The organism is Streptomyces liangshanensis (genome assembly GCF_011694815.1).
GTDB lineage: Bacteria > Actinomycetota > Actinomycetes > Streptomycetales > Streptomycetaceae > Streptomyces > Streptomyces liangshanensis.
The window spans coordinates 3,966,755-3,980,576 of the sequence record NZ_CP050177.1; the positions used below are offsets into that span (position 1 = coordinate 3,966,755).

11 protein-coding genes are annotated in these 13,822 nt (G+C 70.3%); 4 read left to right on the plus strand and 7 right to left on the minus strand.

Annotated features, from left to right (window positions below; translation table 11 throughout):
- Window positions 1–37 precede the first annotated feature (37 nt).
- The 4 genes from rsmG (at window position 38) to HA039_RS17110 (ending at window position 4,006) form a co-directional block, all read left to right on the plus strand.
- Entirely contained in the window at window positions 38–754 is a 717-nt protein-coding gene (gene rsmG / locus HA039_RS17095; RefSeq protein WP_167030391.1) for a 16S rRNA (guanine(527)-N(7))-methyltransferase RsmG, read from the plus strand.
- Between the two features lie 280 nt (window positions 755–1,034).
- The gene (locus tag HA039_RS17100; RefSeq protein WP_161311684.1) at window positions 1,035–2,108 is read left to right on the plus strand and encodes a ParA family protein; all 1,074 of its coding nucleotides are present in this window, start codon (window positions 1,035–1,037) and stop codon (window positions 2,106–2,108) included.
- Window positions 2,105–3,205, plus strand: a complete 1,101-nt coding sequence (locus tag HA039_RS17105) for a ParB/RepB/Spo0J family partition protein (protein WP_167030394.1) — start codon at window positions 2,105–2,107, stop codon at window positions 3,203–3,205. The genes HA039_RS17100 and HA039_RS17105 overlap by 4 nt, the downstream gene beginning before the upstream one ends.
- 183 nt (window positions 3,206–3,388) lie before the next feature.
- Window positions 3,389–4,006 (plus strand): GNAT family N-acetyltransferase, encoded by a 618-nt coding sequence (locus tag HA039_RS17110; protein WP_167030397.1) that lies wholly within the window; start codon window positions 3,389–3,391, stop codon window positions 4,004–4,006.
- 83 nt (window positions 4,007–4,089) lie between these two features.
- On the opposite strand, the gene trxA is transcribed toward HA039_RS17110, so the two are convergent.
- The 7 genes from trxA to HA039_RS17145 all read right to left on the minus strand — a co-directional run bounded on the left by trxA (window position 4,090) and on the right by HA039_RS17145 (window position 13,693).
- Window positions 4,090–4,434: a thioredoxin gene (trxA, locus tag HA039_RS17115; RefSeq protein WP_167030400.1), complete on the minus strand. Its 345-nt coding sequence runs from the start codon at window positions 4,432–4,434 to the stop codon at window positions 4,090–4,092.
- Between the two features lie 51 nt (window positions 4,435–4,485).
- Window positions 4,486–5,466 carry a thioredoxin-disulfide reductase gene (gene trxB / locus HA039_RS17120; protein ID WP_167030403.1) on the minus strand — a complete coding sequence of 327 codons (981 nt, stop codon included), beginning with the start codon at window positions 5,464–5,466 and terminating at the stop codon, window positions 4,486–4,488.
- Between the two features lie 123 nt (window positions 5,467–5,589).
- Complete coding sequence (locus HA039_RS17125) at window positions 5,590–6,591, minus strand: anti-sigma factor family protein (RefSeq protein ID WP_167030406.1); 1,002 nt, start codon at window positions 6,589–6,591, stop codon at window positions 5,590–5,592.
- A complete protein-coding gene (gene sigM, locus HA039_RS17130; RefSeq protein ID WP_167030409.1) occupies window positions 6,588–7,289 on the minus strand; it encodes an RNA polymerase sigma factor SigM in 702 nt (233 codons plus the stop codon). The genes HA039_RS17125 and sigM overlap by 4 nt, the downstream gene beginning before the upstream one ends.
- A 62-nt stretch (window positions 7,290–7,351) precedes the next feature.
- On the minus strand, window positions 7,352–9,052 hold the full coding sequence (locus tag HA039_RS17135) for a protein kinase family protein (RefSeq protein WP_167030413.1): 1,701 nt from the start codon (window positions 9,050–9,052) through the stop codon (window positions 7,352–7,354).
- Window positions 9,053–9,172: 120 nt separating this feature from the next.
- Window positions 9,173–11,332, minus strand: a complete 2,160-nt coding sequence (gene murJ / locus HA039_RS17140; protein WP_167030417.1) for a murein biosynthesis integral membrane protein MurJ — start codon at window positions 11,330–11,332, stop codon at window positions 9,173–9,175.
- A 45-nt stretch (window positions 11,333–11,377) separates the two neighbouring features.
- The gene (locus HA039_RS17145; RefSeq protein WP_167030420.1) at window positions 11,378–13,693 is read right to left on the minus strand and encodes a DUF6049 family protein; all 2,316 of its coding nucleotides are present in this window, start codon (window positions 13,691–13,693) and stop codon (window positions 11,378–11,380) included.
- Window positions 13,694–13,822 lie beyond the last annotated feature (129 nt).

The following is a 13,822-nucleotide window of genomic DNA, read 5'->3' on the forward strand; positions in this document are numbered from 1 at the left end:
CGCCCTCGGGGTGGTTCGGTACGGAAGGACGGTCCCCGTGACAGAGGCAGCAGAGCTTTCCCCTCCGCCGGACGAGGCGCGGACGCTTTTCGGCGCGTCCTTCGCCTCGGCGGTCCGCTACGCGGAGCTGCTGGCGGACGCGGGGGTCAAGCGCGGCCTGATCGGCCCCCGGGAGGTCCCGCGCCTCTGGGAGCGGCATCTGCTGAACTGCGCGGTGCTGTCCGAGGTCGTTCCCGAAGGCGTGACGGTCTGCGACGTCGGCTCGGGCGCGGGGCTGCCGGGCATACCGCTGGCGCTGGTACGGCCCGATCTCAAGATCACGCTCCTGGAGCCGCTGCTGCGGCGCACCAACTTTCTCCAGGAGGTGGTGGAGCTGCTGGGGCTGGACCACGTCACGGTGGTGCGTGGGCGGGCCGAGGAGGTCCTGGGCACCCTCCCGCCGGTCCACGTGGTGACGGCGCGCGCGGTGGCCCCGCTGGACCGCCTGGCGGGCTGGGGAGTGCCGCTGCTGCGTCCCTACGGGGAGATGCTGCTCCTGAAGGGCGACACCGCCGAGGAGGAGGTCAAGGGGGCCAGGGCCGCGCTCAGCAAGCTCGGTGTGCTGGAGGCCTCGGTGCTGCGGGTCGGGGAAGGGGTGGTCGATCCGCTGGCCACGGTGGTGCGGGTGGAGGTCGGGGAGAGCCCCGGTGGCGTACGGTTCGCAGCGAAGCGGGCCAAGGCCGCGCGGACCAGCCGTACGCGACGGCGCCGCTGAGCCGTACAGTCCGTAGTGCCTATCAGTGATCTGCCTATCAGTGATGCTCCATACAAGCTGCCATACCTACGCATTGCGGAGTGTCGTGACGGCGTGACCCTGCGGCGGATGCATCGTGTTTCACGTGAAACACCGTTCATTGCTTCAGGGAATCATCGGCCGTGGCCGCGCGGCAGCGACGCCGCGTGGTCGAAAGTCCCTCGTTCGAGGCATGGGGTTGTCCACACAGGTGGATTCATCCACAGAACCACCGGCCTCACTGGTTCACGACCCCGAAAGCATGGCAGGCTCTATTCATTGCGAGTCTGAAGTCGAGGAGAGTGAATCCTTGCGGTCCGACGCCAACATCGCGGGACCGATGACCGATCCGGTCCCCGGTCCCCGCACTGAGTCGGCGGGGGAGGATGTTTCACGTGAAACACCGCCCCCGATGGACGACACCCCCATTGGCCGTGCCGCTCAGCTGGCGGTGGAGGCTCTCGGCCGCGCCGGCGAGGGCTTGCCCCGCCCGGAGCAGACGCGTGTCATGGTCGTCGCCAATCAGAAGGGCGGAGTAGGGAAGACCACCACCACGGTCAACCTGGCCGCCTCGCTCGCGCTGCACGGCGCGCGCGTTCTGGTGATCGACCTCGATCCACAGGGCAACGCCTCCACGGCGCTCGGGATCGACCATCACGCCGAAGTCCCCTCGATCTATGACGTCCTGGTGGAGAGCAGGCCACTGTCCGAAGTGGTCCAGCCCGTGCCTGACGTCGAAGGCCTCTTCTGTGCCCCGGCCACCATCGATCTCGCCGGTGCGGAGATCGAACTGGTATCGCTGGTGGCGCGGGAGAGTCGGCTCCAGCGGGCGATCGACGCGTACGAGCAGCCGTTGGACTACATCCTCATCGACTGCCCGCCCTCGCTCGGCCTGCTGACCGTCAACGCGATGGTCGCCGGTGCGGAGGTGCTGATCCCCATCCAGTGCGAGTACTACGCGCTGGAGGGGCTGGGACAGCTCCTCCGCAACGTCGATCTGGTCCGTGGGCATCTCAACCCGACCCTGCATGTGTCCACGATCCTGCTCACCATGTATGACGGCAGGACGCGTCTTGCCTCGCAGGTGGCGGAGGAAGTACGCAGTCACTTCGGGAAGGAGGTGCTGCGGACGAGCATCCCTCGGTCCGTACGCATCTCCGAGGCGCCCAGTTACGGCCAGACGGTGTTGACCTACGATCCGGGATCCAGTGGGTCCCTGTCCTACCTCGAAGCCGCCCGTGAGATCGCTCTCCGGGGGGTCGGGGTGCACTATGACGCCCAGCAGGTCCATGTGGGCAGCCAGAACAACCAGCAGATGTCGGAGGGGATCCAGTGAGTGAGCGACGTAGAGGGTTGGGGCGTGGGCTTGGTGCGCTGATCCCTGCCGCTCCCCCGGAGAAGCAGGTGCCCTCCACCGGAGTGGCCACGGCGTCCCCGGGAGCAACACCGGTGTTGACCGCGGATCGGGGTGTGGCCGCCGCGAAGGTGACCTCCCTTCCCTCGGCGGCATCGGTGCCGGACGCGGAGAGGATCACCCCGGAGTACGAGGAGACGCCCGAGCCCGCCCCGGCGGCCGGTGCGCACTTCGCCGAGCTGCCGATCGACTCCATCACCCCGAACCCGCGGCAGCCCCGCGAGGTGTTCGACGAGGACGCCCTCGCCGAACTGGTCACCTCCATCAAGGAGGTGGGGCTCCTCCAGCCCGTCGTCGTACGGCAGGTGGGGCCGGAGCGCTACGAGCTCATCATGGGCGAGCGGCGCTGGCGGGCCTGCCGGGAGGCCGGCGTGGAGCGCATCCCCTCGATCGTCCGCGCCACGGACGACGAGAAGCTCCTGCTCGACGCGCTGCTGGAGAACCTGCACCGCGCCCAGCTGAACCCGCTGGAAGAGGCCGCTGCCTACGACCAGTTGCTCAAGGACTTCAACTGCACGCACGACCAGCTGGCGGACCGGATCGGACGCTCCCGTCCGCAGGTCTCCAACACGCTGCGGCTGCTGCGGTTGTCTCCTTCGGTCCAACGCCGTGTCGCCGCCGGGGTGCTGTCGGCGGGTCACGCCCGTGCCCTCCTCGCCGTGGAGGACTCGGGGGAGCAGGACCGGCTGGCCCGCCGCATCGTGGCGGAGGGGCTTTCGGTGCGGTCCATCGAGGAGATCGTGAAGCTCATGGAATCGGGCCCGCAGCCCGGTCCCAAGGCCAAGGGACCGCGGGCCGGCGCCCGGCTGTCCCCGGCGCTGGGCGACCTCGCCTCGCGTCTGTCGGACCGCTTCGAGACCCGGGTGAAGGTCGACCTGGGGCAGAAGAAGGGGAAGATCGTCGTCGAGTTCGCCTCGATGGACGACCTGGACCGGATCCTCGGCACGCTGGCCCCCGGCGAGGGCCGGATCCTGGACCAGGTCCTCACCGAGGACGACGGGGAGGACAACGAGAGCTGACGCTCTCGAACTGCCCGAAGGGCGGGCTGTGTTCCCCGGTTACCGGAACACAGCCCGCCCTTTGCTGTCTCTCGGTGTGCGAAGAACCCTGAGGTGGATACGATTCGTTAGCCTGCTCAGGGAACGGGGTGCGCGGACGGACGCCCGTGTCGCGACGGGCGAGGGAAGTGAGGAACAGCCTCTATGGGGCGTCGGCTTGTACCGCTCACGCTGGACAACCTTCCGGACATTCCCCCACGCTGCCGTGCGTGTGTCTTCTGGGAGCTCGATCCGGTCAGCGGAGAAGCCGCGGTCAAGGCGGGCACACCCGAGGCGGAGAAGGAGGCGTGGATCTCCGCCGTGCTGCTGGAGTGGGGATCGTGCGGCCGCCTCGCCTACGTCGACGACGTACCGGTGGGCTATGTGCTGTACGCGCCTCCCGCCTACGTCCCCCGGGCCACGGCCTTTCCGACGAGCCCGGTCTCCCCTGACGCCGTCCAGCTGATGACGGGCTGGATCCTGCCGGAGTACCAGGGGCAGGGGTTGGGCCGCGCGATGGTGCAGACCGTGGCGAAGGATCTGCTGCGGCGGGAGTTCAAGGCTGTCGAGGCGTTCGGCAACGCGCGGTGGAAGGAGCCGGCGTGTGTGCTGCCGGCCGATCACCTGCTCGCGGTCGGCTTCAAGACCGTCCGGCCGCACCCGACGTACCCCCGCCTGAGGCTGGAGCTGCGCACGATGCTCTCGTGGAAGGAAGACGTGGAGCTGGCGCTCGACCGGCTGCTCGGCAAGGTCCACAAGGAGCCGGTGCTCCGGCCACTGTGAGCCGCGCTCCGGCCGGCGCCTGAACACGGAACGGGCCCACCCCGGCGGGGGTGGGCCCGTTTCACGTGAAACATCGCCAGGCGTCAGGCCTTGGTGGTCTCACCGATGAAGCTCTCCAAGTCGCGCACGAGCGCGGCCTTGGGCTTCGCACCGACGATGGTCTTGGCGACCTCGCCGTTCTGGTAGACGTTCAGCGTCGGGATGGACATCACGCCGTACTTGGCCGCGGTGTTCGGGTTCTCGTCGATGTTGAGCTTGACGATCTCGATCTTGTCCCCGTACTCGGCCGCGATGGCCTCCAGCGACGGGGCGATCTGGCGGCAGGGTCCGCACCAGGCGGCCCAGAAGTCCACCAGAACGGGCTTGTCGCTCTTGAGGACGTCCTCTTCGAATGAATCGTCGGTCACGTGCTTCAGGTCGCCGGCCACGGCGGCCTCCTTCGGGTTGTGGGTGAGGCAGGGGGAAGTGGATCGTGCTGGTCAGAAGGTGGCGGTCTTCTCGGGCTCGGCGGTGTGCGCGTTGTCCACGTCGCTCAGCGCCGCGAGGAAGCGCTCGGCGTCGAGGGCGGCGGAGCAACCGGTGCCCGCCGCGGTGATCGCCTGGCGGTAGGTGTGGTCCACGACGTCACCGGCGCCGAACACACCGGACAGGTTCGTACGCGTCGACGGGGCGGCCACCTTCAGGTAGCCCTCGTCGTCGAGGTCGAGCTGGCCCTTGAAGAGCTCGGTCCGCGGGTCATGGCCCACCGCGATGAACAGGCCCGTCGCCGCGAGCGCGGACGTCTCGCCCGTGGTGGTGTTGCGCAAGGTCAGGCCCGCGAGCTTCTGGTCGCCGTGGATCTCCGCGACCTCGCTGTCCCAGGCGAACTTGATCTTGGGGTCGGCGAACGCGCGGTCCTGCATGGCCTTGGAGGCCCGCAGGGTGTCCCGGCGGTGGACGATCGTCACGGACTTGGCGAACCGCGACAGGAAGGTCGCTTCCTCCATCGCGGTGTCGCCGCCGCCGATCACGGCGATGTCCTGGTCCTTGAAGAAGAACCCGTCACAGGTGGCACACCAGGAGACGCCACGTCCGGAGAGCGCGTCCTCGTTGGGCAGGCCGAGCTTGCGGTGCTGGGACCCGGTCGTGACGATGACCGCCTTGGCGCGGTGCACGGTGCCGGCGGTGTCCGTCACGGTCTTGATGTCACCGGTGAGGTCGACGGCGATGACATCGTCGGGAACGAGCTCGGCGCCGAAGCGCTCGGCCTGTGCCCTCATGTTGTCCATCAGATCCGGGCCCATGATGCCGTCCCGGAAGCCGGGGAAGTTCTCCACATCGGTGGTGTTCATCAGCGCACCGCCTGCGGTCACCGCTCCCTCGAAGACCAGCGGCCGCAGTGCCGCACGCGCCGTGTACAGCGCTGCGGTGTAGCCGGCGGGCCCGGAACCGATGATGATCACATTACGGACGTCGCTCACGGGATTCTTCCTCGTCTCTGCAGACTGCTTACTGCCTACTGGGGCCAGATCCACGACCTACACCCACGCAACGGATCCTACGGGTCTTACATTCCCGTGGGCCCGCGGCGGCGCGGAGGGTGGTCAGCGGCGCGGGTAGGAGTGCGTCAGCAGAACGTCGCCCTTGCCCGTGGGGGCCGTGTCGACGCAGGCCGCGTCGATCACGTACGCCTGGACCTTGGTGCTGTCCGCCGGGTCGGGCAGGACGACGAGGTAGGCGTGGGTGCCCTGGTAGAGGACCTGGTCGACGGCGAGGGCGGGGTCGGTGCGGCCGGTGCCCCGCTGGACGCAGGCCGGGACCGCGGGCGCGGACCGCATGAGGGGCGTGTTGACCGTCCCCTCGTCGGCGCCCGGGTTCTCCTGCTGCGGCTGGAAGCTCTTCTGGTCCGGGGCCGCGGGGGAAGCGCCGAGAAGCGTGTCCACCTGGTTCTGGAGGGTGTCCTTCGAGAGGGTCTTGGCGCTGCTCGTGGCCGGTCCCGAATCCGCGGCGGAGAGGTTGTCCGCGTCCGACGATCGGAGTGTCTGGAGCAGGAACACGCTCACGCCGACGGCCGCTGTGCCGAGCACGGCACCGAGCACGGTGGTACGAAGACGGCGGCGGCGCTTCCGGGCGTCCCGGCCGGGTCCGGTGGCGGCCCGGGGACGGCCGGCAGGGCGGTCTGCGGGCTGGTCTGCGGGCTGGTCGACGGGCTGGTCGACGGGGCGGTCCGCGGGCTGGTCGGCGGAGTGGTCGGTCCGTGCGGCAGCGTCGGACGTCGTGGGGGAGGTGTCGGACGACGGTTCGGAGGGTGTTGTTTCACGTGAAACATCCACCGGCTGGTCCGGCGCTGTCGCGGACAGGAGGGCTTCCGCCGCCAGCGCCGCGTCGATGCGCCCGGCGATGTCCGCCGGCATCCTCGGGGGGCCGGGCAGGGTGCCGAGCAGTCCCCTGATCTCCTCCAGCGAGGCGTGCACGTCGGCACACAGCGCACAGCCGTCGAGGTGCTCCTGCACCTCGGCGGCGCGGGACGGTGTGAGCAGCCCCTCGTTCAGGTCGGAGATCTCCGAGACGTCCGGGTGCTGAGTTGTGTCGGTCGTCGATGTCACGCGCGCCCACCTCCGCCCTTCACTACAGGATCACTCGGCGCTGAGTCCTTCGGCGCCGATGCCGATGGGACGGATGTCCCCGGCGTCCGGTTCCTTCCCCTGGCCGGCTGGGGGTTATCCCCGGTGTCCGCCCGCAGATGGGTGAGGAGGGGGAGGAGTCTGGCCCGGCCGCGGGCGCAGCGGCTCTTCACCGTGCCGGTGGGCACTCCCAGCACCCGTGCGGCCTCCGCCACGGGGTATCCCTGCATGTCCACCAGCACCAGGGCGGACCGCTGGTCGGCGGGGAGCTTGGCCAGCGCGGCCAGCAGCTCACGGTGGAGATCCCGCCGCTCGGCGGGCGCCTCCGCGGACTCGTGCGGTTCGAGGAGCTGCTCCAGCCGCTCGGTGTCCTCCATGGGGGAGGTCTTGCGGGAGGCGGCCTTGCGGGCCCGGTCGAGGCAGGCGTTCACCGTGATGCGGTGCAGCCAGGTCGTCACCGCGGACTGGCCGCGGAACGTGTGGGCGGCCCGGAAGGCGGAGACCAGCGCGTCCTGGACGGCGTCGGCGGCCTCCTCGCGGTCCCCCAGGGTCCGCAGGGCGACCGCCCAGAGGCGGTCACGGTGGCGCCGTACCAGCTCACCGAAGGCATCGGGGTCACCTGCGACGTGTGCCGCCAGGAGGTCCTGGTCGTTCGTGTCGCCGAGTGCGGCATCGTCCAACGTGAGCCCCCTCCCCTGGTCCGGTCGGCCGGTATCGGTCGCGTCGGCCGATACCGGTCCGGTCAGCCGCTGATCTTGATTTCGGAGACCTTGCCCCGGAAGTAGCCGTCGTCGGACGGCGGGAGCTTGGTCAGCCAGACCAGAACGTACCGCGTCTTGAAGGGCTTGCCGGGCTTGAGGTCGACATCCGTGCCGGATCCCTCGGTGACCTTCCCGAAACCGGCCAGTTCGGTGGGCTGCACCGCTGTCCCGGCGGACGCGGCGCGCAGCTCCACCGACGTGTCCCCGCCGAGGAAGGAGACCTTCACGTCCTGGACCTCCCGGGAGCTGCCGAGGTCCAGGATGACGCCGACCCCGGGCTTCAGGTTCCCCAGCGTGGCACTCCGGTAGCCGTCGGTGTTCCAGTACGTGCTGGTGTCACCGTCGTAGCTGTTCTTTATCCCGGCGGGCTTCTCGGACCGGTCGGCGCCGTACGGGTCGAAGTCGTGGGCGTCGGCGACGGCGATCGGCTTGGCGGGGCGCGGTGCCTTGTCCCCGGTGTCGTTCGTCGTACGGGTGATCCCGGGATCGTCCTGGTTGTTCTCGTCTCCCAGGACCCGGTCCGCGATCTGCCAGCTGCCCAGGCCGAGGGCCGCGATGAGCAGCGCGCCGACGGTCCATTTCAGCGCCTTGCCGGTGCGGCTCTGGAGCGGCGGCGGCAGGACCGGCACGGGATGCGTGGGGACGGGGCCGAGGCCGCCCGGCTGCTGGCCGTACGTGCCCTGCTGGTACGTGGTCCGCTGGTAGTCCGGCGGCGCCACGAACGACGGCTCGGGGGGCCGGATGCGCGGCATCTCCGCGACGGCGGCGGCCAGTTCGTCGGGGGTGGTGCAGGGCGGCTCCTGGCGGGAGGCGGTGGCCCCGTCGTTGACCAGGGCGCGCATCGCCAGCTCGGACAGACCGCGGTGGACGCCCGCGCGCACCTGGTCCGGAGGGATCAGGCCGACCCCCCTCGGCAGCCCGGAGAGCCCGTAGGCGTCGGTGTCGTACGGCCAGCGCTGGGTCAGCGCGGCGTAGAGGAGCGCGCCGATCGCCTCGGTGTCGGTGCGCTGGGGCCGGTCGGCGCGGATGCCGCGCAGCGCGGCGTTCACGGCGAGTCCCCGGATGCGGTACTGGCCGGTGGAGGTGCGCAGGACCGCTCCAGGGGTCAGCCGCAGGTGCGCGAGGCCTTCCCGGTGGGCGGCCGCCATGGCCTGGGAGAGCTGGCTGACGAGCTGGTAGGCGTCGTGGGGCTCCAGGGGGCCCGCGGCGAGCAGCGCGGTCAGCTCGACGGCGTCGGGCAGCCACTCGTGGACGACGTAGACGAGGTCGTTCTCCTCGACGGCGTCGAGGACCTGGACGAAGCGGGGGTCGCCGAGCAGTGCGGCGGACCGGGCCGCGGCGAGCACGGAACGGGCCCGGGGGTGGTCCGCGGGCAGGAGGTGCACGCCGACGGCGCGGCGCAGCTTCTCGTCCACGGCACGCCAGCTGCTGAAACCGTCCAGACGGGTGACGCACTCCTCCAGGCGGTAGCGTCTCGCGAGCTTGTGACCGCTGTGCAGTTCCGGTGCCGCGACGGCCGGGTCGGTGCCCTGCCGTTCGCCGTCCGTCCTCGCGGCGGACGCGTCCGCCGCGAGCTGGGTCTTCGACAACCCGTCGGCCGTGGCCTTGTCCGCCTTGGCGGTCGGCGGCTCGTCGCCGCCGTTGTCGGCCACGTCGACGGCAGCCGTGCTACGTTCCGCCACCGTCGCTCCTGCCTCCCCATCCGTTGCGTGCTGTCCAACAGCCAAGCCAATTGTGCCCACAGTCGGACGCTATGCACGACACGCGGCGGCCGGTGATGGTTGTGCCCGGCCCGCCCCGGCCTAGCGTCCCAGGCGTCCGCGCACCATGCCCACCATGGAGTTGAGTTCTTCGATCCGCATCTTCTTCGCCGCGACGAAGAAGACCGCCAACAGGACGATCCCCCCGCCGACGAGCGCCACCAGCGACGCCCCGGCGCTGCTGCCGAGCGTCTGGAGCAGGAAGTAGGCCGCCGCGCCCGCGACCAGGGCCGCCGGGACGGAGGCCAGGCACAGGCGGGCGTACGTCCGCATGACGCGGCCGCCGTCCAGGTCCCCGCCGAGGCGCTTCTTGAGCCGGCGCCAGGCGATGCCGACGCCGACCGCGTAGGCCAGCCCGTACGAGGCGGCCATACCGACGACGGCCCACTGCGCGGGCAGTACGACGTAGCAGAGGGCGGAGGCGCCGGCGTTGACGGCCGCGACGATCACCGTGTTGTAGAAGGGGGTGCGGGTGTCCTCGTACGCGTAGAAGCCACGCAGCACGACGTACTGCACCGAGTACGGAATCAGGCCCAGGCCGAACGCCATCAGGATGAAGCCCATGGACCGCGCCGCTTCCAGGCCGCTCGACGAGAACAGCAGCGTGGCCATCGGGACGCCCAGCGCCAGGAACGCGAAGGCGATGGGGACGATCGCGACCGCCGAGTTGCGCAGCCCCTGGGAGATGTCGTCGCGCACCGCGCCCGGGTCGTCGTCCTGGGCGGCGCGGGAGATCCGCGGCAGCAGGGCGGCCATGACGGACACGGTGATGATGGCCTGCGGCATGCCCCAGATCAGCTGGGCGTTGGAGTAGGCCAGGATGCCCGTCCCGTCCTTGCCGGAGGCGTGCCCCGCCGCGGTCGCCAGCTGGGTGACGACCACGACACCGAGCTGGTTGGCGAGCACGAACAGGACCGTCCACTTGGCGAGCTTGACGGTCTTGCCGAGGCCGTGGCCCTTCCAGTCGAACCGGGGGCGGAAGCGGAAGCCGGCCTCACGCAGGTACGGAATCATCGCGAGGGCCTGCACGGTGAGCCCCAGCAGGGTGCCGACGCCGAGCAGGCGCACCCCGTCCGGCGGGATGGTCCGTACGGTCATCTCCGAGGCGTCGGCGGTGCCGTACACCCAGATGAACAGGCCGAACGTGGCGATCACGACGATGTTGTTGAGGACCGGGGTCCACATCATCGCGCCGAACTTCCCTCGCGCGTTGAGGATCTGACCCATGACCACGTGCACACCCATGAAGAAGATCGTGGGCAGGCAGTAGCGGGCGAAGGTGACGGCCACGTTGTTCGCGGCCGGGTTGCCCGAGATCGTGTCCGACATCAGCTGGATCAGCAGCGGAGCGGCGAAGACCGCCACGGCCACGATGACGCCCAGCGCCACCACGACCAGCGTCAGGAGGCGGTTGGCATAGGCCACCCCGCCGTCGTCGTCGTTCTTCATCGACCGTACGAGCTGCGGGACGAACACGGAGTTCAGGCCGCCGCCGACGGTCAGGATGTAGATCATCGTCGGCAGGGTCGCCGCGACCGTGTACGAGTCACCGAGCAGCGCGGCGCCCAGCGCGGCGGTGATCACCAGGCTGCGTACGAACCCGGTGAGGCGTGACACCAGGGTGCCCGCGGCCATCAGCGCGCTCGACTTCAGCAGACCCGAGGCCCGCCCGCCCGACTTCGCGGGCGGCGCCGGTACCGGGACCGGCTCGGGCTCCGCCGCGACCGGCGACCGGCCCGCGACCTGCTGGTCCCGGTACAGGTGCGCGAACGCGTCCGGGGGCGGCGCCTCCGCGCCGGCCTGCGAGACCAGCTCGTCGACCCCCGTGAACTGGGTGGTGCGCGGATCGTCCCCGTACGGCAGATGACGCGACACCCCCGCCGGCTCCGGCGGCGGGGTCTGCGCCCAGATCCGCGGATCCGGCGCGTACTGCTGCACGGGCGGCTGCTGGTACAGCTGTGTCGTCTCCTGGAACGTGCCGGGAGGCGGCGGCGGGTGCGACGCGCGGTCGTACAACGCCTCGTTCACCGGATCCTGCGCGGTCACGTCGTGCGCCCAGTACGGATCCTGCTGGTAGGCGTCCTGCACATAGGGGTCAGGGGCAGCATAGGGGTCCTGGGCGGGCCTGCCAGAGGGCGGAACCTGGCCCGCCGGATCGCCGGCCGCACCCTGCCCGCGGTCACCGTCGTACGGCGCGTTCATGGTTACCCCACCTCATCGTCCCCGGCCGACCGGCCACGACATCGCTCAACGGTCCACTTTCTCACCCGTGTCCGACGGGCTTGCGCTTTCCGGTCCGGTGTCCGGTGTCGGGTCACTCCGCTGCCCGGGATCCACGCCCCGGTCGTCGTCGCCGGGCACGGACTCGCCGTCCCCGGCCACGGCCGCCGCCCTGCGCGCGGCGGCCCGCTTGCGCCGGCTGTACATCTTGACCCCCGCGAGCGCCAGCAGCAGCACGCCCCCGGCCATCACGAGCAGCACCGTCGGGGTGACCTCGGAGACCTTCACCTCGAACCGCATGCTCTTGCCGTACGGCTTGCCGTCCGCGGTGTAGAGCTGAGCGGTCACCTCGACCGGGCCGTTGGCATTGCCCGCGGCGGAGAACCGTACCGACTGACTGTGCCCGCCGTCGATCTTGATGCGCTGTTCCGCCACGTCCCGGCTGCCGTCGATCTTCAAACGCGTCGGATTGTCCGACTCCAGGCGCAGCATCAGATGCTCCACACCCTGGAGCAGGTTGTTCTGCACGGTCACCGGGATGGTCGCGCTGCGCCCCGAGAGCGTCAGGTCGGACTTGGGGACCAGCTGCACCTCGGCCGTCAGGGTCCGCAGGTACGAGTCCACGGCCTCCCGGTACTCCCGGCCGCCGGCCCGGTTCCCGCGCCACGACGTCGACAGCGCGCGGTTGATCGCGTTGCTGAAGGGGGCGTCGACCCGGTCCGGCAGGCTCAGGACGGTCTTGAACTTGTCGAGCCCGTCCTGTGTGGTCCTGATCTCCTGGAACGCCTTGGTCGACAGCTCCTGGGAGCGCAGCTTCTTCGGGTAGCGCGAAGCGCTCGGCACCTTCGTGTTCGCGTCGGCGTCGGGCTTGGCCGCGGCGGCCGCCGGCAGGTCCGAGGGCTGCGTCCAGCGCTCGGGGTCCAGGGCGTGCAGCGCCTTCGCCATCGACTGCGCCTGCGCGATCGAGGGCATCCGCTGGGGGGCGACCACGATGCTGCGCTGGTTCTCCGGCTGCTGGAGCGTCACGGCGAGGGATTGGGCGAGGAACTTCTGCACCGCGAGGATCGAGTCGTCCGCCGACGTCATGGCGTGGTCGAAGGCGGTGGAGAGCCGCGCGTCGGCCACGACCGCCGTGGTGCCGCCGCCGATCGGCCGGGCCGCGGTGGGCGTGTAGGACAGGTTGTCCTGGAGGCTGTCGCTCCGGGTGATGATCTTGTTCGCGCCCGCCGAGGTCGCGACGTCGACGATCGACGGATCGATCGCCCCGTTCACCGGCCAGGCGAAGTCGACCGACGGCGTCACGTGCAGGACGGTGTCGACGGTGCTGACCGCCGCCTCCGTGGCCGGCTGGAGCTGACTGAGCGAACCGGAGACGTCCTTGCCGCGGTGCGCCAGCGACGCCAGGTCCGGGTCGGCGAACGGCAGCGCCACGACCTTGCGGTCCTGCACGGCCTTCTCCAGGGAGTTCAGCCACTGCCTGGCCACCGCCTGGTTCTTCCCGGGGACTGTGGTGTCCCCGCTCCTGACCCGGTAGTTGCCGGCCATCGCGTCGGCGCTGGCGAGCAGGTCGGGGTCGATGACCCAGGTGACGGGGAGTTGGCTGCCGAGCGAGACCATCTGGTCCAGCCGCCCGCCGGGCGCCAGTTCCTTCGCCAGGTCGTCGTTCTCGAAGACCGGCGTCTGCTGGTCGTCCGAGCCCGTCTGCGCGGACAGGTGCGTCGTCGAGATCAGCGGCCACAGGTAGGTGATCTGCGTCCTCTTGCCCGTCGCGTCGGGCTGCCAGGGCAGGAACGTCCGCTGGATGCCCACCACGTGCTCGTACGGGGCGTCCTTCGTGTCCCCGCTCACCGACACCCCGAGCTGGTACACCCCGTCCTCGTCCAGGCCGAGCTTCCCGACCGGTACGGACAGGGAGAAGGTGTACGGCACGCCCGGAGCGAGCTTCTTGAGGTCGACCTTGTACTTGCCGCCCAGCGGCGGCACGTCGGCGGCCGTCTCGGGGGAGCGCTCAGCCGCGTCGTCGATGGCGGTCCGCCCCGACAGCGGCGGGCCCACCCGCAGGTCCACCCGCGCGTCGGTGACCGTGCTCCTGCTCTTGTTGGTCACCGTGCCGGAGACGACCAGGGTGTCGCCCTTCACCGGAGCACTCGGCGTCAGTGTGTCGAGCGACACGGCGACCGTACGCGCCCCGGTGGCCTTCGGCGCGGCCTGCGCGGCGGGAGCCCCCGTACTGGCCAGCAGGGCGCCCAGGAGCGGCGCACCCGCCATCAGTGAGGCTGCGCGCCACAGCCACCGGCGGGCAGGAGAGTGACCCATCCCCTGGAAGTCTGCCGCCTCGGCCACGCGCTCGCCCGTCCCTCGTCATCGTCTGCTGCCGTTGGTGGTTGTCGACTGCTGCGTCCACGCATGGTAACGATGTGCGCTGTGGCGAAGTGCTGGGCACTGCCCCACATGATCGGAAGAATCTCATGC

What these genes read in the sequence shown, in the direction of transcription:
- murJ (WP_167030417.1), bottom strand. Translation starts at nt 11,332, where the DNA reads ATGAACGCGCCGTACGACGGTGACCGCGGGCAGGGTGCGGCCGGCGAT.
- HA039_RS17110 (WP_167030397.1), top strand. Translation starts at nt 3,389, where the DNA reads ATGGGGCGTCGGCTTGTACCGCTCACGCTGGACAACCTTCCGGACATT.
- HA039_RS17100 (WP_161311684.1), top strand. Translation starts at nt 1,035, where the DNA reads ATGGCAGGCTCTATTCATTGCGAGTCTGAAGTCGAGGAGAGTGAATCC.